The following is a 23,579-nucleotide window of genomic DNA, read 5'->3' as shown; positions in this document are numbered from 1 at the left end:
TCCTATGAAATACTGGCTAACCCTAATGTTTTTTCAATAATAAACATTAAAACAATCGTCCCTAGCATTAATACAACGGATAATGCCGAAACCGATGGGTCGTAGTTGTATTCAATATAATTCATTAGGCTGGTTGGCAGCATCGTAACACCTGGTCCTGATAAAAACTGCGAAACAGGAATATTGTTAAAGGAGTTAATGAACGCGAGCATAAAGGAAGCAAAAATTCCCGAAGTAATGTTTGGCAGCACTACTTTGATAAACGTCTGTAATTTTGTACAGCCTAACGTCCATGAAACCTCTTCAATTGAAAAATCTAACTGCTCAATCGTTGAGCCCACAACCCGGATTACGTATGGCAGGCAAATTAGGAAATGGCCTAACAACAATCCTTGGATAATCGGGAATTGGAACTTAATCACAATAAATTGGTACATCGCATATCCAACGACCAAACCAGGAACGATTGTTGGCGAAAGAAAGAAGCTCTTAATCCAATTTCGCCCGAGAACCTTATGACGCGCCAAAGAATAGGCAGCTGGTACACCAATAATCAATGCCAAAAGTGTCGCTATAAAGGCTACTTTTAAACTGAGAAAAAAGCTGTCCATAAAGGCTTCATTGCTAAACACCTTGCCGTACCAATCAAGGGTAAAACCTTTAATTGGAAATTGAATGGTTGATTTAGTTCCAAAAGAAGTCACGATAATGATCAGCAAAGGTACTAGCAAAAACGCAAAAACCAAACCCGCAAATACCTTTAAACCAACATTTTTACGCACTTGCCTCACCTCTCTTATCCATGCGGCCCGCAACCCAGTTGAACAGCTTCATCACAATCAAAGTCGCGGCAATCATAATCAAAGCAATAACACTGGCACCCTGCCAGTTTCCTAACGCAGTCGCATTTTGATATAAGAAGGTTGCCAGCATGATATTCCGGTTTCCACCTAATAATTGCGGAGTAGTATAGGCTGTCATGCTTCCGGTGAAAACCAATATACTCCCGACAATAATTCCGGGCACACTCAACGGCAGAATAACCTTCATAAAAGCAACCAAACGATTGGCGCCTAACGTTTCTGCAGCTTCCATAATTTCCGAATCAATGTTCTCTAATATCCCCACTAAAGTAATAACCATTAAAGGTAAGAAGAGATATACAGAGCCAATCACAATGGCGAATTCCGTATAAAGCAGGGTAAGTGGTTTTGATATTAACCCCAAGCCCTTTAACGCATTATTTAGAATACCGTCTTGTCCTAAAATGGTGATCCATGCAAAACTTCGCACAACCGAATTCGTTAACAATGGAAACAATGTAATCGACATTAACAGGCCACGCCATTTTTTTGGACTTTTCGAAATATAGTAGGCAGTCGGAACTCCTAGCACTACACAAATCAATGTTGCAATCAGTGAAATTTTTATCGTCCGCCAAAAAATACCAAAATTATATTCATCCATAAAGAACGAAATGTAGTTCCTCAAAGTGAATCCTCCATCAAAGAAGGTTGGGTAAATCGCGGTAATAAGCGGTAACACCAAGAATAAAATCAAAAGAATCAATCCTGGAGCCAAGATGATGTATGGGATTCTTCGCTGTGTCATATCTGGCCTCACTTTCAAAAAGGGTTATTCATGTTGATAAACAAGTATAAGTTGTATTCCTTTCATAGAGTATTATAATTTATTAATTTCTCTTTGACAACACAAAATACGAATAATATGTATTATATTCGCTATTAATGTTCGTTAATTTGATTACTTGACACTGAGTTACATAATGGGATGACTAATTTTACCCCCATTCACGAATATTATCAACAAAAAACCACTCCCTATTTTTATAAGGAGTGGTTTTTTGGTATAGAAATAAAACCTTTCACGGTTAGAATTATAATAGTTGGTTAGTTGTCTTACTTTAAAATGAGTTGCGCCACACATTCAACATGCGTCGTCATCGGAAACATATCAACCGGCTGGACTTCCAGTGTTTTGTAGCCGCCATCTTCTAAAATCCGCAGGTCCCTCGCCAAAGTTGCGGGATTACAGGAAACATAGACTACCTTTTTCGGCTGCATTTCAATAATGGTGTGGAGAAGGGCCTCGTCACAGCCTTTGCGCGGCGGGTCCACGACCAGCACATCCGCTTTATTGCCTTCCTTGTACCATTTTGGTATAACAACTTCTGCTTCCCCGACTGCGAATTCAGCATTAGTCATTCCGTTCAATGCCGCATTCCTGCTCGCATCTTCAATCGCTTCCGGAACCACTTCGACACCAAAAACCTTCCGAGCCTTTTGTGCCAAAAATAAAGAGATGGTACCAATTCCACAATACGCATCAATGACACTCTCTTCGCCGTTTAAATCCGCATATTCCAAAGCTTTATCGTAAAGCACCTTCGTTTGAACAGGGTTAACCTGATAAAATGATAACGCTGAGATTGCGAATTTCACATCGCCAATATAATCATAGATCACTTCGCTGCCCCATAAAAGGTTGGTTTTCTCGCCAAGGATGACATTCGTCCGCTTCGAATTCACATTATGGACAATCGACTTTACCTTTGGAAGACGGGCGATGATTTCTTCAATTAACTCCTTTTTATGTGGAATTTCCGGTGTTCTGGTAATCAGTACGACCATGAGTTCCCCGGTTTGTTTTCCATACCGGGCCATAATATGCCTTAAAACACCTTTATGCGTTTCCTCATTATAAGCCAGAATCCCAAACCGGCTGCAGATTTCCTTGGCCGTCTGAACCGCTTCATTTACTTCAGGTAACTGGATGACACTTTCATCCATAGCGACGATTTCATGGCTTCTTGGCTTAAAAAAGCCGGCGAACAGCTCGCCGTCCTTTTCGCCGACAGGTACCTGCGCTTTGTTACGGTAATGCAATGGGTTGTCCATCCCTAGGATTGGATGGACGACCACATCGTCCAGCTTCCCGATCCGGGTCAGCACCTGCCGGACTTGGTTTTCCTTATATTTTAGCTGCCCCTCATAGCTGATATGCTCCAGCTGACAGCCCCCGTATTTCGTTTTCTCACTGTCAGGGATATTCACCCGATACGGACTTCGTTCGTAAAGCTCGATTAACCGCCCAATCCCGTAGCTTTTATTAACCTTGATGACTTTGACTTTCGCTTTTTCCCCCGGCAGGCCGTTCGGCACGAACAGCGGATAGCCTTCCACCTTCGCCACCCCTGCCCCGTCATGAGTTAAATCTTCAAATACAACATCTATATAATCATTTTTATTGACTGGCAATGCTCTGTTCATTTGCTTCTTCCTTTACGTCTCTATTTACTAGCAAAATTTTATCATAAAGCAGTATCAAATGCGAAAAGACCCTTTTCCAGCTTATCAAGGACATTTTCATCTGATTTGGATGCGAATTTGTCCTTGAAAAAATAATATTGTAAAATAGACACAAAAATTGTCAGAATATTTTTGTTTTAAAATATAATGATAGTGTATATGATTAAATTATCCCTTTTGGAAGGAGTGGATCGCGATGAAGATGATAAAAGGCTTCTCAATCATCATGTTCCTTGCCTTTCTGGCCTTCACCTTTTTACATTCTTCAAATTCGCCTCCCCACCACCATCCAGAAAGCAAGGCAATCATTCAATTAGATGATTGGACAGTGAAGCATCAATGGGACGATGAGAAAAAACAGCCATTTGACCTGCATCTATTCTTCCTGCTTACATCCATTATGCCTTTCGCAGCAATACCTCTCCAATTTTTTCAGACCAACTTCAGAAGAAGGCAAAGTTTTCTTATCCCCATCTTTTATCAAGCTAACTATGTGATTAAAGCCTCCCTTTTTTAAATAAATTTAAAAATAAGGGAGGAAATATAAATGGCAATGTGGTTCCGACTATTAATGATTGGTTACTTTTCCTTAACAGCAGCTGGACTTCTGACCTTCCAAGGCATCGAAATTTACCATGCCTTTATCGACTTCTTTAAACAAAAGTAAAAATAAAAATAAGGCTGCCCCCTCAATCAGGATGAACCTCGGGGGCAGCCTTTTTGTTATTCTTCTTCTTTCATCGCTTCTACTTTATCTTTCACTTCTTCGATATTTCTCATTTTGTTATCCCAGCATTTTTGGCTTAAGTCCACTGGATAATGCTCTGGATTCAGCATCCGCTTGTATTCATCCCAAAGAGCAGCCAAATTTTGTTTTAAATAATCCCGGGATTCCTCCAAACAAGGAATTTCATAAACATACTCCCCGTTTACAAAAATATCCTCATGAAGTTCTTTTGCTGTAAAATTCGTGACCACCTTATTTAGATACGTATGGGTCGGATGGAACATGCGCAGCTTCTTTTCCGGAAGCTTTTCACCCTCCATCGCGATATAATCCCCTTCCGCATGATGGTTTGTATTATTGATAATCCGGTAAACCTTTTTCAGGCCCGGGGTTGTTACCTTTTCAGGGTTGGAAGAAATTTTAATCGTATCCTCCATTTCACCCGCATCGTTTTCAATCGAGACGATTTTATAAACAGCACCTAACGCAGCCTGGTCATAGGCAGTGATCAATTTCGTGCCAATTCCCCAGCTGTCGATTCTCGCGCCTTGCGCCTTCAAGTTAATAATCGTATATTCGTCCAAATCGCTCGAGGCAAAGATTTTTGCATCCTTAAAACCTGCCTCATCCAACATTTTCCTTGCTTCCTTGGAAAGATAAGCAAGGTCCCCGCTGTCAAGGCGAATGCCGATGAAATTAATCGTGTCCCCCAGTTCCTTTGCCACCTTGATGGCATTTGGTACGCCAAGGCGAAGCGTATCATACGTATCCACTAGAAAAACACAATCTTTATGGGTCTCGGCATATTTATGAAAAGCAAGATACTCATCCTTATAGGCTTGCACCATGGAATGAGCATGTGTCCCAGCCACAGGGATCCCGAACATTTTCCCCGCTCTAACATTGCTGGTAGCTTCAAAGCCGCCTAGATATGCAGCTCTCGTTCCCCAAATAGCGGCATCCATTTCCTGAGCCCGTCTTGACCCAAACTCCATCGCTACTTCATTGCCGACAACCTGCTTGATTCTTGATGCCTTCGTGGCGATTAATGTTTGATAGTTCACAATGTTAAGCAAGGCTGTTTCAATGAGCTGCGCCTCCGCAAGTGGTGCTTCCACTCGCAAAATTGGCTCACTGGCAAAAACTAGTTCGCCTTCTTTCATGGACCGAATGGTTCCAGTGAAACTCATCCCTTTTAAATAGTCTAAAAAATCAGCCTGGTAGCCTACTTCATTTTTCAAATACTCGAGGTCTTCCTCACTAAAACGAAAGCCTTGAATAAATTGGATGACTTTTTCAAGACCGGCAAAAACGGCATAGCCATTACCAAACGGCTGCTTGCGGAAAAACAATTCAAAGACAGCCCGTTTATTGTGAATGCCGTCCCTCCAATACGTCTCTGCCATATTAATCTGGTAAAGATCTGTATGCAGACTTAAACTATCATCATGATAAATGTGTTTCATAATTGACCTCCGAGGTACTAATACAGCTTTTTACTATTATATCCCATATTACCATTAATAAGTCTATTTAACCACAACGCCTAGCGACTGTTCGAAGTGGCCGAGAGCCCACTCATGCCCCGCCGGATTAAAAGAAGCAACCGCATCCTTGTAAACAACAATCTTAAAGCCTTTGTTATAGGCGTCAACAGCGGTATGGAGGACACAAATATCGGTACATACACCAACTAGGTGAACCTCCGTGATTTCGCGCTCGCGCAGCTTGATTTCAAGGTCTGTCCCAGCAAAGGCAGAGTATCTGGTTTTATCCATATACTTGACATTTTCCCGTTCCTTATTTTCCTCATATACTTCCTGCAGCGCCCCGAATAAATCCCTTCCGGAGGTGCCGCGCAGGTTATGCGGCGGAAATAGCTTTGTTTCCGGATGAAATTCATCACCTTGGTCGTGGACATCAATCGCAAAAACAACATAGTCGCCGCTTGCAATAAACTCTTTTGTCAGGTCTACAATCTTCCCCTCAATAGCCTGCCCTGGTGCGCCACAGGTTAATGCCCCGGCATCGGCAACAAAATCAAACGTATAATCAATATTTATTAACGCCCTTTTACCCATGTGAAATCGCTCCCTTTAATCGTGTCATGACTTATGTCTTTAATTCATTATACACAGTCTTTGAAACCTTTTCACACAATTTAGAACATATAAAAAAGTCCGCTCCATCTGGAACGAACTTTTGCGATTGTATTTATTTTTCCTCTAACTATATCGCTTTCCCGGAACCCAATCCGTCGGCCGGTCATTTGGACGGATATCATCAAATCGGACGAATACTTCCAAATGGCGGTACAGGTTTTCGAATTCGGCCGGCAGCAAGCCGCCAAATTCTCCGTCTAAATTTAACTGCACCTTTTCATCTGAGTACACTTTCACTCGGTTTGCTTTGGTATAAAGGACGTTTGGGTCATTGACATGCTCACCGCGAACAGCTAGCGTTGCAACCCTAATAAATTCAGCCAAATTTACTTTTTTCAAAATCAGCAGTGAAAATAATCCGTCGTTAATTGATGCATCTGGAGCTAACCTTTCAAATCCACCAATGGAATTGGTCAACCCAATAAGAAACATCATCGCTTCCCCTTCGAATATTTTTCCATCATATTCAATCCTGAGATGGGAAGCCTTAATTGACGGCAGCATTTCCATTCCTTTTAAGTAGTAGGCAAGCTGACCGAGCATTGTTTTCAACTTGCTGGGTACCTCATAGGTTAATTCGGTAATCCTGCCCCCGCCGCCAATATTAATAAAATATTTATCATTAATCCGGCCAATATCAACAGGAATGAGTTCCCCGCGTGTGATAATATCAACTGCTGCCGTAATATCACGCGGTATATGCAGAGCCCTGGCAAAATCATTGGTCGTACCGGCAGGAATAATCCCTAGTCTCGGACGGTAGTCTTGCTCAGCAATACCATTAACCACTTCATTAATTGTTCCGTCACCGCCAGCAGCAATGACCACATCGTACTGACGTTCCACAGCAATTCGCGCCGCCTTTGTCGCATCGCCCGCACCTATTGTCGCGTGGCAAGATGCTTCATATCCGGCGAGTTCTAATTTTTCAAGGATTTCCGGTAAATGACGTTTAATCATTTCACGTCCGGAAGTAGGATTATAAATCAGTCTTGCTCTTTTCATCCATCATCATCCTAATTTTAATATCGGCTTGTTATTTCTATATTCTACCAATTATTGTAATGCGTTACAATTATGCCTTACATCCTATTTTTAGGCAAAAACGTCCCTTTACTATAATACCTTTGTTTTATTTTTTTGCAAAAAATAAGCGGACTAAATTTAAAAATAAAAAACGTACGGACACTGACCCGAACTCTTTCATATATCGTATAGTTTCCAATTCGTGAAAATTAATCAAAATAATTCCATTTATTTATGATAGAATAAAAGAAAATTCTATTATAAGGGAATGATTTAATGTTCTGGTGGCTGCTGCTAGCTTCCTATATTATCGGAAGCATTCCAACTGCATTGATTATAGGAAGACTGGTCTACGGTATTGATATCCGTGACCACGGCAGTAAAAACCCCGGCGCTACCAATACGCTGAGAGTTTTAGGCAAAAAGTCCGCCGCCTTTGTGCTGGTGATCGACCTAGCCAAAGGAGCATTGGCTGCGGCACTCCCGTACTTTTTCCAGCTTGATGCAGAACCGCTTTACTTTGGTCTCGCAGCAGTAGTTGGCCATTGCTTTCCCATCTTTGCCGGCTTTCGCGGCGGCAAAGCCATTGCCACAACCGCTGGCGCTTTGTTGGTTGCCAATCTTCCATTGCTCGCAATAGCTTACATTACTTTCTTTGCCGTTATTTTTTTGACCAAGTATGTATTTTTCGGTTCTATATCTGTCGGTCTCAGCCTGCTGGTCGTTGATCTAATGTCGCCGAAACTGGATTTTGAACTGATATTTCTCCTATTCTTCTTCTTTTTAATCTTTCTGCACCGTTCTAATATTAGAAACTTCATTCTAGGGATTGAGCCAAAAATCAATGACAAAAATTTAAGCAAAGACCGGATTCCTCCTAAAAATAGCGGAATTAAATTTTAAAAAAAGGGCCCCGAATCAACTGTATTTGTCGCCGGGGCCCTTCATATTACTTTAATAAAACAGCCATGATGCTGTTTGCAACCGTCTGCCAAATGGAGGCATCCGTTTGATAAGAGGCAGCTAGTTGCTTATACATAGCAAGCTGTTTTTCCTGAAAATCCTCTGCATCCTTGTCCGGCAGGGCAGCACGTTCTCTTTCCACCCTCGCCTGCACTTCCGGTGCGCGCGGACCCCAGACTCCGATTTCAGTTCCTTCTTGGTCGATAAAAATAAAGATTGGAATCGCCCTTGATGTACCATTGGTCAAGTATTGGTCCATCAATTCCAGATTTTGATCGCGCAGGACCATCCGTACGTCCATGTCCGCTGCCTCGGCAATTCGCAGCAATACCGGATTATTCAGCAGCGCATCCCCGCACCAATCCTCTGTCAAAACAATCGCCCTCAACTTCCGAGGCTTTAGCGTTTCCAGCCTGGCTGTATCCTCTTTTTTTAAAGCAAACTTCTCATAGATTGAAAGCATTTGTTCCTTATTTCGAGTCATCGCGCCAATGTACTCATTGGCCGTCATTCCTTTTTCGAACCATTCATTTAAATTCATCATTTCCCAACCCTTCTTTTTCCTTTTATGATAAACATTTTAAATATGAATTACAAAAACACCGCTTACAGCTGGTTATCATATTATTCTAAAAATATTAATAATTATTTTAGTAAATCAATATTTTGGTAGTGGAATTTTATACAGCAAACAGATAAAATATAAATACTGCAGAAAATATTATTCTAAATATTTTCTGTTTTTAAAAAAAGGGGGTAAATGTATGACCAATGAAACTTTACAACTTGTTTCGATTGGAATTTACTTGGCCGCGATGCTGTTTATTGGCTGGTATTCCTATCGAAAAACAAGTAACCTAACTGATTACATGCTCGGAGGACGTTCTTTGGGTCCTGCTGTAACCGCTTTAAGTGCCGGTGCTGCCGACATGAGCGGATGGCTCTTAATGGGACTGCCTGGGGGAATTTATGTAACCGGTTTAGCCGATGCCTGGATTGCTGTCGGTTTAACAATTGGTGCTTACCTGAACTGGTTATTAGTTGCACCGCGCCTTCGCTCTTACACGCAAGTAGCAAATGACTCCATCACAATTCCTAGTTATCTAGAAAACCGCTTTAAAGACAACACGAAATTGCTCCGTATTGTATCTGGTATTGTCATTCTTATTTTCTTTACTTTCTATGTTTCATCAGGGATGGTTTCTGGAGCAGTCTTTTTTGAAAATTCCTTCGGTACAAGCTATCATACCGGACTTTATATTGTTGGCGGCGTTGTTGTGGCCTACACCTTGTTTGGCGGATTCTTAGCCGTAAGCTATACTGACTTCATTCAAGGCTTAATGATGTTGATTGCTTTACTTCTTGTTCCAGCACTTGGGATTTTTAAAACAGGCGGCCCAGCAGAAACGTTTGATACGATTCGCGCCATCGATCCGACCTTACTTGACTTCTTTAAAGGAACTACTACTCTTGGAATTATTTCAGCAATGGCTTGGGGACTTGGCTACTTTGGCCAGCCGCATATCATTGTTCGCTTTATGGCCATTAAAACAGTTAAAGAAACAAAAAGTGCCCGCCGCATTGGTATGAGCTGGATGATTATCTCGTTGATTGGAACAATTTTTACCGGATTCATTGGACTTGCTTATTTTCATGAGCATACTGAGCAGGTGTTAAAAAATCCGGAAGCTGTCTTTATTTCACTAAGCCAGATTTTCTTCCATCCGTTATTTGCCGGCTTTGCCTTAGCCGCGATTCTGGCAGCGATTATGAGTACAATTTCTTCTCAGTTGATCGTTACTTCCAGTGCGCTGGTTGAGGATTTGTACAAAGTAGTCGTGAACAAAAAGGCATCTGATAAACACTTAGTTTTCTTAGGGAGAATGGCAGTACTTATCGTAGCTGTTGTTGCCTCTGCACTTGCCTTTAAGCAAAACAGCACAATCCTTGACCTTGTTGCTTATGCATGGGCAGGCTTTGGTGCTGCATTTGGTCCGGTCATCCTATTAAGCTTGTTCTGGAAAAAGATGACGAACTGGGGCGCCCTGTTTGGAATGATTGTAGGGGCTGTCACAGTTATCGTTTGGAAAAATATCGGACTTGGCGATACGCTGTACGAAATTGTCCCAGGCTTTGTTTTCAACCTTGTCGTATCTGTTGTTGTCAGCATGATCACATATAAGAAAAATGATGTAGTTGAGAAAGAGTTTGACGAAAGCGTACGGTTATTGAAACAAGAATAGATATTGAAAAACGCTCGGATTTTGAATCCGGGCGTTTTTTACTCTTTGAATGCTTTTGCAAGAGAATCAAGTTTCATGACTGTCTTCCAGTTCCTCACGGTCGCAGGAACACCTAACTTCGGAAGCTGTTGTGCCAGCTTGGAGGTCCGAATACTTTGGCGGAGATACAAATAGACATCTTTTCCCTCTATTCTAAATTCATCCTGATTACTTTGGATGGAGGCTAATTGTTGGATTCCTTCCTGTGACGGTTCCCCTGCCAAAAAAGCTACCTGTACACTTTCGTCTTCTTTTAATGACTCCGTCGGGAATGGGCATGTCCGGATGATTCGTTCAAAATCCTCTGCTGTCCTTAAAACAACCGGAACCGGAAATCCAAATTTCTTGGCGATTTCATCTTCCAAAAGTTTGGTAAGCTTTTCCGGCTTCTCGTTTGATTCAAATAGGACGTTCCCACTTTGAATATAGGTTTTGACCTTTTTTAGCCCTAGCTCTTCCAATAGACTTTTTAAGTCTGCCATTTTGATAATATTGTGCCCGCCAACATTTATGCCTCTTAACAGAGCAATATAAATGGTCATAGTTAGCCCCTCACTTTTTCCCGCTTTTCTTTCAATCTTACCATTTCTTATCATGGATAAACGAATTGAAATTGGTATGAGAAGGAGTTTTTTGAACGTTTAGAGAAAAAATAAGTAATAAACATTTTTTGGAGGTTTTATTGATGATTCCACAACGAGTAAGCCTGGTTACCATTGGTGCCTATAATCTGCCTGCGCTGCGTGCCTTTTATAAGTCTTTGGGCTGGGAGGAAACTGAGTTCAGTTCTGACCAATATGCTGTTTTTAAAACGGCTGGGGTACTTCTTTCTCTGTTTCCTATTGAGGAGCTGGCGAAGGATGCCGGGATTGAATTTGGAGGCTCTGTTGAACATTATCGACCTGTTACCTTGGCTATTAATGTGAACCATAAGGAACAGGTAGATGAAGTGATTGGGGAAATCCGCGGGGCAGGGGCCCGAATCTTAAGGGAACCAAGCGATGCCTTTTGGGGCGGGCGGACAGCCTATTTCGCCGATCCAGAAAATAACCTCTGGGAAGTCGCCTGGAATCCGAGTTCCGTGTTTGATGAGCGGGGAGCTATGATTTCTTTCTAATTATTTTGATTTGGTATTTTCATAACTACCTGGAATCTGAGCCTAGTCTACTTAGGGCTTTATGAACATATTATAACTCCCTGGCATCGAATTCCGTGCTCCTTCGGGCGTTGTGCAAATTTCATAACTACCTAGTCCTCAGGCTCAGCTGCCTTTCAGGCGTTATAAACCCTCCATAACTACCTGAGCCACGGGCTCGACTACCTTTCGGGCGTTATAAACCATCCATAACTACCTGAGCCACAGGTTCGACTACTTTTCGGGTGTTATAAACCATTCATAACTACCTGAGCCACGGGTTCAACTGCCTTTAAGGCGTTATGAACCCTTTCATAACTACTTGGTCCACGGGCCCGCCTGCCTTTCGGGCGTTATAAACCCTTCATAACTACCTGAGTCACGGGTTCAACCACCTTTAGGGTGTTATGAACCCTTCATAACTACCTAAGCTACGAGCCCGACTGCCTTTCGGGCGTTATAAACCCTTCATAACTACCTGGACCTCGGGCTCGACTGCCTCTAGGGCGTTATGAACCCTTCCCTGCCACTATTTATCCAATGTTCTGCCTAGCCGCCCTCTTAAAAAATAATTTCATCATCGGCGGAGTAACCAATGTGGAGACCAAAGTCACAACAACAATTATGGCGAACATGTCCTGACTTAGAAGCTTGGTCTCCAACCCAATATCGGCAATAATCAATGCCACCTCGCCACGTGATACCATCGCAGCACCAATTCCCAAAGCACTGCCCCAAGAAAATCCCGCTAAAACTGAACCAAGTGATGCCCCAATTAATTTCGTTAAAATAGCCAAAATACTCAATAATACAATAGGAATAATGTTTTCACCAATGCCGCCGAACTGTGCGGTCACACCAATTGAGGTAAAAAACACTGGCACAAAGATGGAATAGCTGATAGTTTCGACTTTCTCAAAAATCTCGTGCTTGAAATCCGTTAAGCTAATGGCCACACCTGCTATATAAGCCCCAATAATTGCTGCAACACCTGTAAATTCTGCAAAATAGGCATAAACAAAACAAATAATTAGTGCCGATGATATAACCGTTTCTGATTCCTTTAAAACAGAGAATCTTTTTAAAAATAACGGGACGACTGCCCAGCCGATTAAAAGCGCCCCTGCGAAAAATGCTACCTTTTTTAAGATGACAACAGTTAGATTAACATCCCCGCCTGAGAGGCTCATTAAAAATGCCAACGCTATAATGACCACAACATCATCAATTACTGCCGCTCCCAAGATAGTAGTGCCTTCCCGGGTTTTTAGCTGATTCATTTCTTTTAACGCTTGTACAGAGATGCTAACACTAGTAGCTGAAAGCACCAGCCCTAAAAACCATGATTCTAAAGCAGTCATACCAAGCATAATTCCCGCACCATACCCGAAAACAAGCGGAAATATGATACCGCCAAACCCTACATAGGTTGATGCTTTACCTGTCCTCTTAAATTCGTCCAGATCCGTTTCCAAGCCGGCAATAAACATAAGCAGGATCACGCCAATTTCACTGAATTCTGCTAAAGTTTCGGTTTCATTTACCAATCCCAATACTGAAGGCCCTAAAACAATGCCAATCAAAAGGGTGCCGAGAACGGATGGCTGCCCAAGTCTGACACTTAGACTTCCGGCAATTTTCGAAGCAATTAAAATGATAGCCAATTGGAGAATTAACATATTTCACACCTCTCTCAATTGTTAGCATTTGTTTTAAGCAAGTCATAAATGCAACACTATTATAAGTCTTCTATCACCGACAAATTCTCCCCCTCTTCCCTGCTAATCAAACGTTTAATTAAAAAGATAATAATCCTTATTAATTCAAGGATTCAGATAAAATTAGCCTTAATTTTTTGCCGAAAACATGCGTCCCAATTAAACGTTTGATTAAATCCTATGAATACCGGTAAATCAATGTTTCCCTAAGACTTGTTCAAAAAGCAGTCGCCTTTTGGCAGATGGTATTTTCACATTTCCCTAAGACTCATTTAAATTTGATATTTTCATTTCAATCAAACGTTTAATTAAATAGCAATAAACACCTTTAAAATAACGATCAAATAAAAAAACACCTAAAAAAACTGCCAAAAAACGTCTCCAATCAAACGTTTGATTGAATCACCAATTCTTCTTTGAAAAATATAGCTTTTCTCTTCTACAAGGGCGGAATAATGTCGTATCACATACGTTGTATTTCATTTGAAAATCTCAAATCAACTCGAAAAATAAAGCATCTCGACTTATTTTCAATTCTTCGACACTTAATCCCAATTTGCAACATCACCTAAACGTTTGGTTAGATTTCCTAAGAAGCCTTTTCAACAAAGGATTTTTTCCCGGGAAATGGTGCAGCGATTGTCGAATATTGCCCCGACATTATCTGCAAAGAAACTCCTTTACAACATGCAAAAAACCGGCAGAAAAAGTTCTACCGGCTTGCAAGCTTATCTCTTATTCAATTCCTGCACTAACAACTGATTCACCAATTGCGGGTTGGCTTGTCCCTTTGTCGCTTTCATGATTTGCCCAACAAGAAAGCCAGTAGCCTTTGCCTTACCACCCTTGAAATCTTCAATCGATTTCGGATTGTTATCAAGAATCTCACCAATAATCTTCAAAAGCGTTCCTTCATCGGAAATTTGCACAAGCCCTTTATCTTTAACAATCTGCTCGGCATCTCCGCCGTTTTCGATTAACTCTTTAAAGACAGTCTTGGCAATCTTCGAGGATATTGTTCCATTATTAATCAACTTGATCATTCCGGCTAGGCCTTCTGGCGTTAGCGGAACATCATGAAGTTCCTTGCCCTCAGCGTTCAAGTAAGCGGAAACCTCACCCATGATCCAGTTTGACGCCATTTTTGCTTCAGCACCTGCTGCTACTGTCGCTTCGAAGAAATCAGCGGTTTCTTTAATTACAGTCAATACTTTTGCATCATAAACTGGGAGGCCAAGCTCTTCGATATAACGCTTTTGACGCTCATCTGGAAGCTCAGGAATTTCGGCACGAATCCGGGATTTCCAGTCTTCGTCAATATATAATTCGAGAAGATCCGGTTCCGGGAAGTAACGATAATCATCGGAGCCTTCCTTTACCCTCATCAGAATAGTCGCACCAGTTGCCTCATCAAAGCGGCGTGTTTCCTGATCGATTTTTCCACCGCTCAAGACAACCTCGCGCTGACGTTTTTCTTCATATTCAAGTCCTTTTCGTACAAAATTGAACGAGTTCAGGTTTTTCAACTCTGTTTTTGTTCCGAATTCCTCTTGCCCGACTGGACGAATCGAAATATTGGCATCACAGCGAAGTGAGCCCTCTTCCATTTTACAATCTGAAACGCCTGTATATTGGATAATGGACTTTAATTTTTCCAAATAGGCATAAGCTTCATTTGGAGTTCGGATATCCGGCTCAGAAACGATTTCAATCAGCGGCGTTCCTTGACGGTTAATGTCCACTAAGGAATAGCCTTTTTCATGGTTCAGCTTGCCGGCATCCTCTTCCAAATGAATCCGGGTTATGCCGATTCGTTTTGTATAACCGTCAACTTCAATTTCAATCCAGCCATGCTCGCCGATTGGCTGGTCAAATTGCGAGATTTGGTATGCCTTCGGGTTGTCTGGATAAAAATAATTCTTCCGGTCAAACTTCGTATGTGTGGCAACTTGGCAATTCAGAGCCATTGCCGCTTTCATCCCGTAATCGACTACCTTTTTGTTCAGAACTGGCAGCACCCCTGGGTAACCAAGGTCGATGACAGTTGTATTTGTATTCGGCTCAGCACCAAAGTGGTTTGGGCTGGATGAGAAGATTTTTGATTCTGTTTTTAACTCTACATGGACCTCAAGTCCAATTACTGTTTCAAATTCCATTTTATTCACCCCCTACAATTGCGGCTTCTTTTTATGATGGTCGGTTGCCTGCTCGAACGCATGGGCAACACGATAAATAGTTGCTTCGTCAAAATGCTTGCCGATAATTTGCAGACCTAACGGCAGCCCGCCGTCAAAGCCGCATGGAACTGAGATTCCCGGCACACCGGCAAGGTTCATTGGTATTGTCAGAATATCGTTCACATACATCGTTAATGGATCATCAATTTTTTCACCAATTTTAAAAGCAGGAGTTGGCGTAGTTGGCCCAATGATAACATCATATTTTTCAAAGACCTGCTCAAAATCCTGTTTAATCAATGTACGTACCTTTTGCGCTTTTTTATAGTAGGCATCATAGTAACCGGAGCTTAGCGCAAAGGTTCCGAGCATAATCCGGCGCTTTACCTCATCACCAAAGCCTTCTGCCCGCGTCTTTTTATATAAATCAAGTAAATTCTCTGCATCAGGTGTTCGGTAACCGTAGCGGACACCATCGAAGCGGGCCAGGTTGGCAGATGCTTCTGATGAAGAAATTAAATAATAGGCTGCCAATGCGTACTTGGAGTGCGGAAGAGAAACTTCTTCCCAAACCGCGCCAAGACCTTCAAGCACCTTTAGTGCATCCAATACAGATTGCCGGACAGATTCTTGTACCCCTTCGCCAAGATACTCCTTCGGTACAGCGATTTTTAGACCCTTCACATCGCCTGTTAAGGCTCCAGCAAAGTTTGGAACGTCCACGTTTGCTGAAGTGGAGTCCATTGGGTCTAGTCCGGAAATGGCTTGTAATAAATAGGCATTATCCTCGACTGTCCGTGTGATTGGACCGATTTGATCAAGCGATGACGCAAAAGCGACAAGCCCAAAGCGGGAAACCCGGCCATAGGTTGGCTTCATGCCGACAACGCCGCAAAAAGCAGCTGGCTGACGGATCGAGCCGCCTGTATCGGATCCAAGGGAAAATAACACTTCTCCAGCTGCAACGGATGCCGCTGAACCACCTGAAGAACCGCCTGGGACCCGGTCAAGATTCCATGGATTTCGCGTCTTTTGGAAGCGGGAATTCTCGTTGGAAGACCCCATCGCGAACTCGTCCATGTTTAACTTACCGATTGTTACCGTTTCTGCCTGCTGCAGCTTTTGAACTACTGTAGCATCGTAGATTGGGTCAAAGTTTTCGAGTATTTTGCTTGCACAGGTTGTCCTTAGTCCTTTTGTGACGATATTGTCTTTCACGCCGATTGGCATGCCGTAAAGCAACCCTTTTGTGGCATCCAGATTGTCATCCAGGGCCTTTGCCGCTTGTCTGGCACGCTCTTCATCCAATGTTAAAAACGCCTGAACCTTGTCCTCGACCTCAGCAATCTGCTTATAGGATGCATCAACAAGATCGGAGACCTTCAGTTCTTTTTTATGTAACAGCTCATGAAGATCTGAAACTTTATGGTCAAATAAACTCACACTAATAATCCTCCTACTCCCCTAAAATAGATGGCACTTTGAATTGGCCGTCCTGATGCTCCGGCGCATTTTTCAATACTTCCTCACGCGGCAACCCTTGCTTTGGGATATCCTCGCGGAGAACATTTTTCATATCAAGCACATGGTATGTAGGAGCCACATTGTCCGTATCCAGTTCATTTAACTGTTCAGCAAATGTGATGATGGCATCAAGCTGCTTGGTGAACTTTTCTGCCTCATCCTCGGTAATCGCAAGACGCGCCAAATTGGCCACGTGCTTCACCTGGTCGGTTGAAATTCGCGACATGTCTAAGTTACCTCCGATTATTGTCATTTAATATTGATGATACCAAACTTTTTCGCTTTACCGCAATGATTACTCTTTAAGTATGGACAAGAGTTTTTAATTTTAGTTCAATTCGGACATTGAAAGTGCCTTTCCAAAAAGAAAAAGCACCCTATTCAGGCGATGGGTGCCTTGTTATTTGATCAAGTTACGTGCAGCTCGTACTGCCTCAACATATGCAGTTGCTTTTTCTTTTAGTTCGCTGAAGTTGCGTTCTTCTATTAATTTAGAATTGACCAAGCTCCCTCCGATTCCACAAGCTACCGCGCCGGCTTTAATATAGGACTCAATATTTTCTAACGAAACGCCGCCTGTAGGGATGATAGGAATATGAGGAAACGGTGCCCCGACATCCTTAATATACTTTGGTCCAAGATTCCCAGCTGGGAAAACCTTCACTGCATCCGCGCCCCATTCAACTGCTTGAATCATTTCTGTCGGGGTCATCACACCCGGAATCGCTATTTTTCCGTAACGCAGTGCTGTTCTAATCACCTCTTCAGAAAGGCTTGGGCTAAAAACAAAATCTGCACCTGCCGAGATGGCACGCTGAGCCGATTCACGGTCAATAACCGTTCCTGCTCCGATAAGAGCTTGACCTTTAAACATCTGTGAGTATTTTTCAATTGTTCGGTATGCATGTGGTGAATCTACAGTCACTTCGAGTGCCGTCACTCTGCCCTCGACAAGGCTTTCAATCACCTGTCCGACGATCTCCTCGGGCACCCTGCGGATGACTGCGATAATGCCGCTTTCGACCAATTTCTGCAGCAGCTGAACTTTCGGTATCATTAAAATCTCTCCTTCCCACAGCTATCTCAAGATTTCTTCTGAACGGTCCGGAGCGATTTCAGCCCAATATGGATAACCCTCCACATCACCCGCCACCGTTACAGCAGATGCGCCTACCCGGTTTCCAAGGGAAACGGCATTCCTATAGGACCAGCCGCGAAGCAAGCCCGATATGAAGCCGGCAGCAAACCCATCGCCAGCACCAACAGTGTCGACTACCTTCTCAACTCTGTACCCGTCGACGTATTCCTGCTTATCCCCATCATTGTAATAGGCACCGGTATCCCCAAGCTTCACAACGACCGCTTTTGATCCATTTTTAATTAATCCCTCAGCTATTTTCTCCGGTGTTTTTTCTCCTGTAAGAATCAGACCTTCTTCAATACCCGGCAAAACGATATCGCATTTACCGGCAATATCTATTAACACTTCACGCGCTTCTTCCTTTGTCCAAAGCTTCAGGCGAATATTCGGGTCGAAAACAATCGTCACCTTATTTCGTTTAGCTGCATCAATCGCATGATAGACAAGCTCTCTGCAGGACGAACTTAACGCTGGTGTGATACCTGAAATATGAAGGATCTTCGCTTTGGCAATTTCACTTTCTTGCAAGTGGGCTTTTCCCATTCTGCTTGCCGCCGAACCGGCCCTGAAATAATTTACTTTCGGATCTCTTCCATCTTGCCGTTCCTTAAAAAACACTCCTGTCGGGGAGGCAGGGTCAAAGGTTACTAAACTGGTATCGACCCCTTCACCACGAATAAAGTTACGGATGTATAGACCGAATTCATCCTCACCGAGACGACTCGCCCAGCTTACCCGATGGCCAAGTCTGGCAAGAGCGATGGCCACATTTGACTCAGCTCCGCCGATGGTCTTTTCAAATTTGCTGACATATCTTAGCGGCCCTGCTTTTGAGGGGTTTAATAGGACCATTGTTTCACCAAAGGTAATCACATCCATTTAATTTTCCCCCTTATTCATTACCACTCGGCAACACTGCCATCTTTATAGCGCCAAATTGGATTCTTCCAATCGTGCCCAACCTTCGCCATTTCCTTTACATGCTCTTCATCCACTTCAATCCCCAAACCTGGGCCTTCAAGAATGTTCACATACCCATTTTCATATTTAAAGACAGAACGATCCTTAAGGTAATCAAGCAAATCACTGCCCTGATTGTAATGAATTCCTAAGCTCTGCTCCTGGATAATCGCATTAGGCGTACAGAAATCCACCTGTAAGCACGAAGCTAGAGCAATCGGACCGAGCGGACAATGAGGAGCAACCGCAACATCAAAGGCTTCAGCCATAGCCGCAATTTTCTTCATTTCGAGAATTCCGCCAGCGTGCGAAACATCCGGCTGGATAATATCAACATATCCATCCATCAAAAGCTGCTTAAAGCCCCAGCGTGTATACTGTCTTTCGCCAGTCGCGATTGGCGTTGAAGTATATCGGGCGATTTCACGTAACGCCTCGTTATTTTCCGGAAGAACTGGTTCTTCAATAAACATTGGACGGTATGGCTCCAATTCTTTCGCAATGATTTTTGCCATTGTTTTATGGACACGGCCGTGGAAGTCCATGCCTATTCCCACATCTTTGCCTACCGCTTCACGGACTGCAGCTATTCTATTTATGACACTTTCCACGCTGGAAGTATTATCAATGTATTCCATTTCTTCAGTGGCATTCATTTTTACCGCTGTAAAACCTGCCTTAATCTTTTCCTTGGCTTCGTTCGCTACATCGCTTGGGCGATCGCCGCCGATCCATGAGTAGACGCGGATTTTATCACGTGCCGCCCCGCCAAGCATTTCATAAACAGGCATATTGTAGAATTTCCCTTTTATGTCCCACAGTGCCTGCTCAATTCCCGAAATGGCACTCATCATGATTGGACCGCCGCGATAAAATCCCCCACGGTACATCACCTGAAAAAGATCTTCAATTTTCCGTGGGTCCTGACCGATTAAATAGTCACTAAGTTCCTTTACACAAGCCTCTACCGTGCTCGCCCGGCCTTCTACGATTGGCTCACCCCAGCCTTCTAAGCCGTTATCCGTTTCAATTTTTAGAAAAAGCCAGCGTGGAGGAACTTTGTATAATGTTAGATTCGTGATTTTCATAGTAAATTCGCCTCGTTTATATTATTTTTTAAATCACGCATATGCTAAGACTATTAACCTTTCACACTTCCGCCTGTTAATCCTGCAATGATATAACGTTGGGCAAATAGTGCGATGACTAGTACAGGTGCCGTAATGATGACAGATGCCGCCATCAGACCGCCCCAGTTAATTTCCGAATAGGATAGGAAATTAAAGATGGCAATTGGTAAGGTCTTCGTGTTATCGCCTGCCAAAATCAATGAAAACATAAAGTTATTCCATGAGAAGATGAACGCCAAAATGGATGATGTCACAATCCCCGGTCCTGAGATCGGCAGCATAACTTTGACAAACGCCCCTGGAATAGAACAGCCATCCACACGTGCTGATTCCTCAAGTTCATGCGGAAGCCCTTCGAAAAAGGGAATCATAACCCAGATAATAAACGGCATGGTAACAAGCATATGGCTTAGGATTAACGACGTATATGTGTCAATTAATTGCAGTTTTGAAAAGATAATGAACCACGGGATAAGGAAAGAGATACCCGGTACAATTCTTGCTACAAGAATTAAAAGACCAAAGCCTTGCTGCTTGAATTTTGCAATTGAATAAGCGGCAGGAAGGCCAAGGATGAGCCCAAATAGGGTCGCCCCTGCTGCAACGACAAAGCTGTTCCATATAAAACTAAGAAAGTTATATTCTTTAAAAACATTAATATAGTTATTAAAGTTTGCTGTAATTTCAAAGATTTTATTGGTATTAAGAATTTGTACTTGTGTTTTAAATGAAGCGAGCAACATCCACAGGAACGGGAGTAAGAACAAAAACAGTACAAAATAAACGCCGAAATGGGTGAAAATGGATTTAATCGGACTTTGTTTTTCACTCATAGCTGTACACCCGCCCTTTTCCGTAAAAGAATCGTGAAAATACTAATCGATAGAACGATGATAAAGAAGATCATCAATAATGCGGAAGCTTGGCCAATCTTGAAGTATTGGAAGCCTAACACGTACCCGTAAATGTTGGTCGTTTGAGATGAAGTCCCCGGTCCGCCCTGAGTAGTAGCATAAATAATGTCAAATGTTTTTAACGCGTCAATCATCCTTAATAAAACAGCGGAATATAGCGTCGGTTTTAACAACGGAAGCGTAATTTTTGTAAACGACTGCCAAGGAGTCGCCCCGTCAATCATCGCTGCTTCGTAAGGATCCTTCGGCAGGGAAACAAGACCTGCTAGAACAATTAAGGCGATCATCGGGGTCCATTCCCAAACATCAATAAAAATTAACGAAGGCATAACGAGACTCTGTGAGGTTAACCATTCCTGACCCGGAATTCCGAGTTTGCTTAAGAATATGTTGGCAATCCCGATATTCGGTTCATAAATCAGTACCCAAATTAAGCCGACCGCAACCGGAGTTGCTACCATTGGGAGCAGGAATAAGGTTTTGACAACGCCTTTTCCAACGATATTCTGATTCATAAGAATCGCAATTCCAACCCCTAATACCGTTTCAATCAACACAGCTACAATTGTAAAATAGAACATTAACCAAAGTGATTTAAGAAAAAGTTCATCTTTAAATAATGCGATATAATTATCCAAAGCCACCCATAACGGAGGAGTCACATTCGACATGCTCCACTCATGAAAACTCAGCCAAAACGTATAGCCCACAGGCATGACCATCATTAATCCTACAAAAAGCACAGCCGGCAAGGTAAAAACCCACTTGATGTGACGGTCAATCCAATTTGTCATTCTTTTGTTCCTCCCGGAAAAGTTTATGTTTTGTTAAAACAAACGGCTTTCGGGCATGATCCAGTATTACAACCTAGATTGCTGACCGAAAGCCGGTTAAAAATTTGTGCTAATTAGAACGGATTACTTCTCACTGTCAAGAATCTTTTGGAATTCTCCGTCTGCCTTTTCTGCAGCAGCCTTAACATCCTTGCCTTCGATACCAGCGATGATGATATCACCGATGGAATCACGTGCGCTTCCTACGTTGATTACCACTGGACGGTCATAAGAAGTACCAGTTTTACCATTTTCAGCAATAGCTGCCGCTAAATCTTTCGGGAATTTAGCAGTTCCTTCTGCAGACTCCCAAACAGAAATACGTGCGCCAGGATTTCCTTCAGCTTGAAGCTTCGTGACCATTTCTTTGCTTTCTACCCACTTAATAAATTCCCATGCCGCATCTTTCTTCTCAGAGTTAGCGCCAATACCAAGTGCCCAAGATGTTACGTTGTATGGCTTAGAACCATTAGCACCGGCTGGAAACGGAGCAAAACCAACTTTGTCAGCCACAGCAGATTTTGATGGATCAGTTGCGTTTGTAAACAAGGAAGATGCATCTGTATAGAAAGCAGCTTTTCCTTGAGTGAACACAGCCATTGCCTCAGGCCAGCTCATGTTTAAAGTACCTTTAGGGCCATATTTGTTTAATAGGTTTCCATAATATTCAAATGCTTTTAATGCCTCAGGTGAAGTAAGGGTGGATTTTCCATCCTTCATAAAGTCTCCGCCAAAACCATATAGGAAGCTGGAGAACTGTGTAACTGCAGCAGCACGTTTACCACGGGCAACAAATCCAGCAACGCCATTTGCAGGGTCGTTTAACTTCTTAGCCGCTGCTTCAAGCTCTTCTAATGTCTTTGGAACTTCGATGCCGGCTTTTTCTAACAGGTCTTTACGGTAGTAAAGAACTTCCGTCTCTGTTACAAGCGGTAATCCAAAGTATTTTTTGTCTTGTTGCACGCTTCCTAGGGAAGAAGGAATAAAATCCTTTGTATAGTCTTGTTCTTTAGAAATATAACCAGTCATGTCTGCAAAGTAGCCGCTCTTATGGAACATCTTACCGTCTTGAAGCGGACGGAACATAACAACGTCGATGTTCTTAGAGTTAGATGCAAACTCAACGGAAGTTTTTTGTGTTAATTGGTCTTCAAAATAGCTGTCAATTTTTACTTTAATGCCTGTCTCTTTCTCAAACTCAGGCAATTGTGCTTTAATTGCCTCTGTCCAAGGGTGGTTGGCAGCAACCAAGCGGATTTCTTGAACCTTTTTCTCAGCAGTCTTCTCAGGTGCCTTTGTGCCTGTTGAGGAATCTGAACCGCTGCAGCCAGCAAGTGCAGAGCTAAGACCAACAGCTAAAGCAAGAACACCAGCAGCTTTTTTAAAACCTACAAAACTCGTTTTCATAATTTTCCCCCTTGCTGTTATTTTCACAAAAGTGATAACGATTTCATTTTATACTGTAGACCTATAACACATAATAAAAAATAGCTTGGTAGAATAATGAAATTAATAAATTCCCTTGCATGAAATTTTCCTTAAGTACCCACATTACACG

The 23,579-nt window shown here is 42.6% G+C and carries 22 protein-coding genes; 4 read left to right on the top strand and 18 right to left on the bottom strand.

Translation table 11 applies throughout. The features are described 5' to 3' along the window. Positions 1 to 2: 2 nt before the first annotated feature. From ACFPA1_RS27575 to rlmD, 3 genes are all read right to left on the bottom strand, one after another. Positions 3 to 782 (bottom strand): ABC transporter permease, encoded by a 780-nt coding sequence (locus ACFPA1_RS27575; protein ID WP_378588020.1) that lies wholly within the window; start codon positions 780 to 782, stop codon positions 3 to 5. Then, positions 775 to 1,611 carry an ABC transporter permease gene (locus tag ACFPA1_RS27570; protein ID WP_378588017.1) on the bottom strand — a complete coding sequence of 279 codons (837 nt, stop codon included), beginning with the start codon at positions 1,609 to 1,611 and terminating at the stop codon, positions 775 to 777. The genes ACFPA1_RS27575 and ACFPA1_RS27570 overlap by 8 nt, the downstream gene beginning before the upstream one ends. Before the next feature lie 308 nt (positions 1,612 to 1,919). Further along, positions 1,920 to 3,290 (bottom strand): 23S rRNA (uracil(1939)-C(5))-methyltransferase RlmD, encoded by a 1,371-nt coding sequence (gene rlmD / locus ACFPA1_RS27565; RefSeq protein WP_378588014.1) that lies wholly within the window; start codon positions 3,288 to 3,290, stop codon positions 1,920 to 1,922. A gap of 235 nt (positions 3,291 to 3,525) precedes the next feature. Between rlmD and ACFPA1_RS27560 the strand changes: the two genes are divergently transcribed. Then, complete coding sequence (locus ACFPA1_RS27560) at positions 3,526 to 3,846, top strand: hypothetical protein (protein ID WP_378588011.1); 321 nt, start codon at positions 3,526 to 3,528, stop codon at positions 3,844 to 3,846. Between the two features lie 206 nt (positions 3,847 to 4,052). On the opposite strand, the gene ACFPA1_RS27555 is transcribed toward ACFPA1_RS27560, so the two are convergent. From ACFPA1_RS27555 to ACFPA1_RS27545, 3 genes are all read right to left on the bottom strand, one after another. Continuing rightward, positions 4,053 to 5,522, bottom strand: coding sequence for a nicotinate phosphoribosyltransferase (locus ACFPA1_RS27555; RefSeq protein WP_213147747.1), 1,470 nt, complete (start codon positions 5,520 to 5,522; stop codon positions 4,053 to 4,055). 63 nt (positions 5,523 to 5,585) lie between these two features. Beyond that, on the bottom strand, positions 5,586 to 6,137 hold the full coding sequence (locus ACFPA1_RS27550; protein WP_213147748.1) for a cysteine hydrolase family protein: 552 nt from the start codon (positions 6,135 to 6,137) through the stop codon (positions 5,586 to 5,588). Between the two features lie 144 nt (positions 6,138 to 6,281). Further along, positions 6,282 to 7,223 carry a diacylglycerol kinase gene (locus tag ACFPA1_RS27545; RefSeq protein ID WP_213147749.1) on the bottom strand — a complete coding sequence of 314 codons (942 nt, stop codon included), beginning with the start codon at positions 7,221 to 7,223 and terminating at the stop codon, positions 6,282 to 6,284. 297 nt (positions 7,224 to 7,520) lie between these two features. Between ACFPA1_RS27545 and plsY the strand changes: the two genes are divergently transcribed. Continuing rightward, positions 7,521 to 8,147: a glycerol-3-phosphate 1-O-acyltransferase PlsY gene (gene plsY / locus ACFPA1_RS27540; protein WP_213147750.1), complete on the top strand. Its 627-nt coding sequence runs from the start codon at positions 7,521 to 7,523 to the stop codon at positions 8,145 to 8,147. 46 nt (positions 8,148 to 8,193) lie between these two features. Here the strand turns inward: plsY and ACFPA1_RS27535 are convergent, their stop codons facing one another. Next, positions 8,194 to 8,748, bottom strand: coding sequence for a thioredoxin family protein (locus ACFPA1_RS27535; RefSeq protein WP_213147824.1), 555 nt, complete (start codon positions 8,746 to 8,748; stop codon positions 8,194 to 8,196). A gap of 223 nt (positions 8,749 to 8,971) precedes the next feature. Here ACFPA1_RS27535 and putP point away from each other — a divergent pair, with 223 nt between their 5' ends. Further along, positions 8,972 to 10,450: a sodium/proline symporter PutP gene (putP, locus tag ACFPA1_RS27530; RefSeq protein WP_378588005.1), complete on the top strand. Its 1,479-nt coding sequence runs from the start codon at positions 8,972 to 8,974 to the stop codon at positions 10,448 to 10,450. A gap of 38 nt (positions 10,451 to 10,488) precedes the next feature. Here the strand turns inward: putP and ACFPA1_RS27525 are convergent, their stop codons facing one another. Further along, positions 10,489 to 11,031 carry a DUF1697 domain-containing protein gene (locus tag ACFPA1_RS27525; protein WP_378588002.1) on the bottom strand — a complete coding sequence of 181 codons (543 nt, stop codon included), beginning with the start codon at positions 11,029 to 11,031 and terminating at the stop codon, positions 10,489 to 10,491. Positions 11,032 to 11,174: 143 nt separating this feature from the next. Here ACFPA1_RS27525 and ACFPA1_RS27520 point away from each other — a divergent pair, with 143 nt between their 5' ends. Then, complete coding sequence (locus tag ACFPA1_RS27520; RefSeq protein WP_378587999.1) at positions 11,175 to 11,606, top strand: VOC family protein; 432 nt, start codon at positions 11,175 to 11,177, stop codon at positions 11,604 to 11,606. A gap of 551 nt (positions 11,607 to 12,157) precedes the next feature. On the opposite strand, the gene ACFPA1_RS27515 is transcribed toward ACFPA1_RS27520, so the two are convergent. From ACFPA1_RS27515 to ACFPA1_RS27470, 10 genes are all read right to left on the bottom strand, one after another. Then, positions 12,158 to 13,303: a cation:proton antiporter gene (locus ACFPA1_RS27515; RefSeq protein ID WP_213147754.1), complete on the bottom strand. Its 1,146-nt coding sequence runs from the start codon at positions 13,301 to 13,303 to the stop codon at positions 12,158 to 12,160. Positions 13,304 to 14,070: 767 nt separating this feature from the next. After that, entirely contained in the window at positions 14,071 to 15,498 is a 1,428-nt protein-coding gene (gatB, locus tag ACFPA1_RS27510) for an Asp-tRNA(Asn)/Glu-tRNA(Gln) amidotransferase subunit GatB (protein WP_378587995.1), read from the bottom strand. Between the two features lie 12 nt (positions 15,499 to 15,510). After that, positions 15,511 to 16,962: an Asp-tRNA(Asn)/Glu-tRNA(Gln) amidotransferase subunit GatA gene (gene gatA, locus ACFPA1_RS27505; protein ID WP_378587992.1), complete on the bottom strand. Its 1,452-nt coding sequence runs from the start codon at positions 16,960 to 16,962 to the stop codon at positions 15,511 to 15,513. Positions 16,963 to 16,975: 13 nt separating this feature from the next. Next, a complete protein-coding gene (gene gatC / locus ACFPA1_RS27500; protein ID WP_213120875.1) occupies positions 16,976 to 17,269 on the bottom strand; it encodes an Asp-tRNA(Asn)/Glu-tRNA(Gln) amidotransferase subunit GatC in 294 nt (97 codons plus the stop codon). A gap of 174 nt (positions 17,270 to 17,443) precedes the next feature. Continuing rightward, on the bottom strand, positions 17,444 to 18,100 hold the full coding sequence (locus ACFPA1_RS27495; protein ID WP_378587988.1) for a bifunctional 4-hydroxy-2-oxoglutarate aldolase/2-dehydro-3-deoxy-phosphogluconate aldolase: 657 nt from the start codon (positions 18,098 to 18,100) through the stop codon (positions 17,444 to 17,446). 21 nt (positions 18,101 to 18,121) lie between these two features. Continuing rightward, entirely contained in the window at positions 18,122 to 19,063 is a 942-nt protein-coding gene (locus ACFPA1_RS27490; protein ID WP_378587985.1) for a sugar kinase, read from the bottom strand. Between the two features lie 20 nt (positions 19,064 to 19,083). Continuing rightward, positions 19,084 to 20,232: a galactonate dehydratase gene (gene dgoD, locus ACFPA1_RS27485; protein WP_378587982.1), complete on the bottom strand. Its 1,149-nt coding sequence runs from the start codon at positions 20,230 to 20,232 to the stop codon at positions 19,084 to 19,086. A 53-nt stretch (positions 20,233 to 20,285) separates the two neighbouring features. Then, on the bottom strand, positions 20,286 to 21,107 hold the full coding sequence (locus tag ACFPA1_RS27480) for a carbohydrate ABC transporter permease (protein ID WP_213147760.1): 822 nt from the start codon (positions 21,105 to 21,107) through the stop codon (positions 20,286 to 20,288). Next, a complete protein-coding gene (locus ACFPA1_RS27475) occupies positions 21,104 to 21,982 on the bottom strand; it encodes a carbohydrate ABC transporter permease (protein WP_213120880.1) in 879 nt (292 codons plus the stop codon). The genes ACFPA1_RS27480 and ACFPA1_RS27475 overlap by 4 nt, the downstream gene beginning before the upstream one ends. A gap of 123 nt (positions 21,983 to 22,105) precedes the next feature. After that, the gene (locus tag ACFPA1_RS27470) at positions 22,106 to 23,428 is read right to left on the bottom strand and encodes an ABC transporter substrate-binding protein (RefSeq protein ID WP_378587978.1); all 1,323 of its coding nucleotides are present in this window, start codon (positions 23,426 to 23,428) and stop codon (positions 22,106 to 22,108) included. Positions 23,429 to 23,579: the final 151 nt, after the last annotated feature.

The organism is Neobacillus sp. GCM10023253, assembly GCF_042653105.1.
Taxonomy (GTDB): Bacteria; Bacillota; Bacilli; order Bacillales; family Cytobacillaceae; genus Neobacillus; species Neobacillus citreus.
This window is presented reverse-complemented; position numbering and strand designations above follow the sequence as displayed.

Coding starts and splice junctions, on each gene's coding strand:
- ACFPA1_RS27570 (WP_378588017.1), bottom strand. CDS start 1,611: ATGACACAGCGAAGAATCCCATACATCATCTTGGCTCCAGGATTGATT.
- rlmD (WP_378588014.1), bottom strand. CDS start 3,290: ATGAACAGAGCATTGCCAGTCAATAAAAATGATTATATAGATGTTGTA.
- ACFPA1_RS27560 (WP_378588011.1), top strand. CDS start 3,526: ATGAAGATGATAAAAGGCTTCTCAATCATCATGTTCCTTGCCTTTCTG.
- ACFPA1_RS27555 (WP_213147747.1), bottom strand. CDS start 5,522: ATGAAACACATTTATCATGATGATAGTTTAAGTCTGCATACAGATCTT.
- ACFPA1_RS27550 (WP_213147748.1), bottom strand. CDS start 6,137: ATGGGTAAAAGGGCGTTAATAAATATTGATTATACGTTTGATTTTGTT.
- ACFPA1_RS27545 (WP_213147749.1), bottom strand. CDS start 7,223: ATGAAAAGAGCAAGACTGATTTATAATCCTACTTCCGGACGTGAAATG.
- plsY (WP_213147750.1), top strand. CDS start 7,521: ATGTTCTGGTGGCTGCTGCTAGCTTCCTATATTATCGGAAGCATTCCA.
- ACFPA1_RS27535 (WP_213147824.1), bottom strand. CDS start 8,748: ATGAATTTAAATGAATGGTTCGAAAAAGGAATGACGGCCAATGAGTAC.
- putP (WP_378588005.1), top strand. CDS start 8,972: ATGACCAATGAAACTTTACAACTTGTTTCGATTGGAATTTACTTGGCC.
- ACFPA1_RS27525 (WP_378588002.1), bottom strand. CDS start 11,031: ATGACCATTTATATTGCTCTGTTAAGAGGCATAAATGTTGGCGGGCAC.
- ACFPA1_RS27520 (WP_378587999.1), top strand. CDS start 11,175: ATGATTCCACAACGAGTAAGCCTGGTTACCATTGGTGCCTATAATCTG.
- ACFPA1_RS27515 (WP_213147754.1), bottom strand. CDS start 13,303: ATGTTAATTCTCCAATTGGCTATCATTTTAATTGCTTCGAAAATTGCC.
- gatB (WP_378587995.1), bottom strand. CDS start 15,498: ATGGAATTTGAAACAGTAATTGGACTTGAGGTCCATGTAGAGTTAAAA.
- gatC (WP_213120875.1), bottom strand. CDS start 17,269: ATGTCGCGAATTTCAACCGACCAGGTGAAGCACGTGGCCAATTTGGCG.
- ACFPA1_RS27495 (WP_378587988.1), bottom strand. CDS start 18,100: ATGATACCGAAAGTTCAGCTGCTGCAGAAATTGGTCGAAAGCGGCATT.
- ACFPA1_RS27490 (WP_378587985.1), bottom strand. CDS start 19,063: ATGGATGTGATTACCTTTGGTGAAACAATGGTCCTATTAAACCCCTCA.
- dgoD (WP_378587982.1), bottom strand. CDS start 20,232: ATGAAAATCACGAATCTAACATTATACAAAGTTCCTCCACGCTGGCTT.
- ACFPA1_RS27480 (WP_213147760.1), bottom strand. CDS start 21,107: ATGAGTGAAAAACAAAGTCCGATTAAATCCATTTTCACCCATTTCGGC.
- ACFPA1_RS27475 (WP_213120880.1), bottom strand. CDS start 21,982: ATGACAAATTGGATTGACCGTCACATCAAGTGGGTTTTTACCTTGCCG.
- ACFPA1_RS27470 (WP_378587978.1), bottom strand. CDS start 23,428: ATGAAAACGAGTTTTGTAGGTTTTAAAAAAGCTGCTGGTGTTCTTGCT.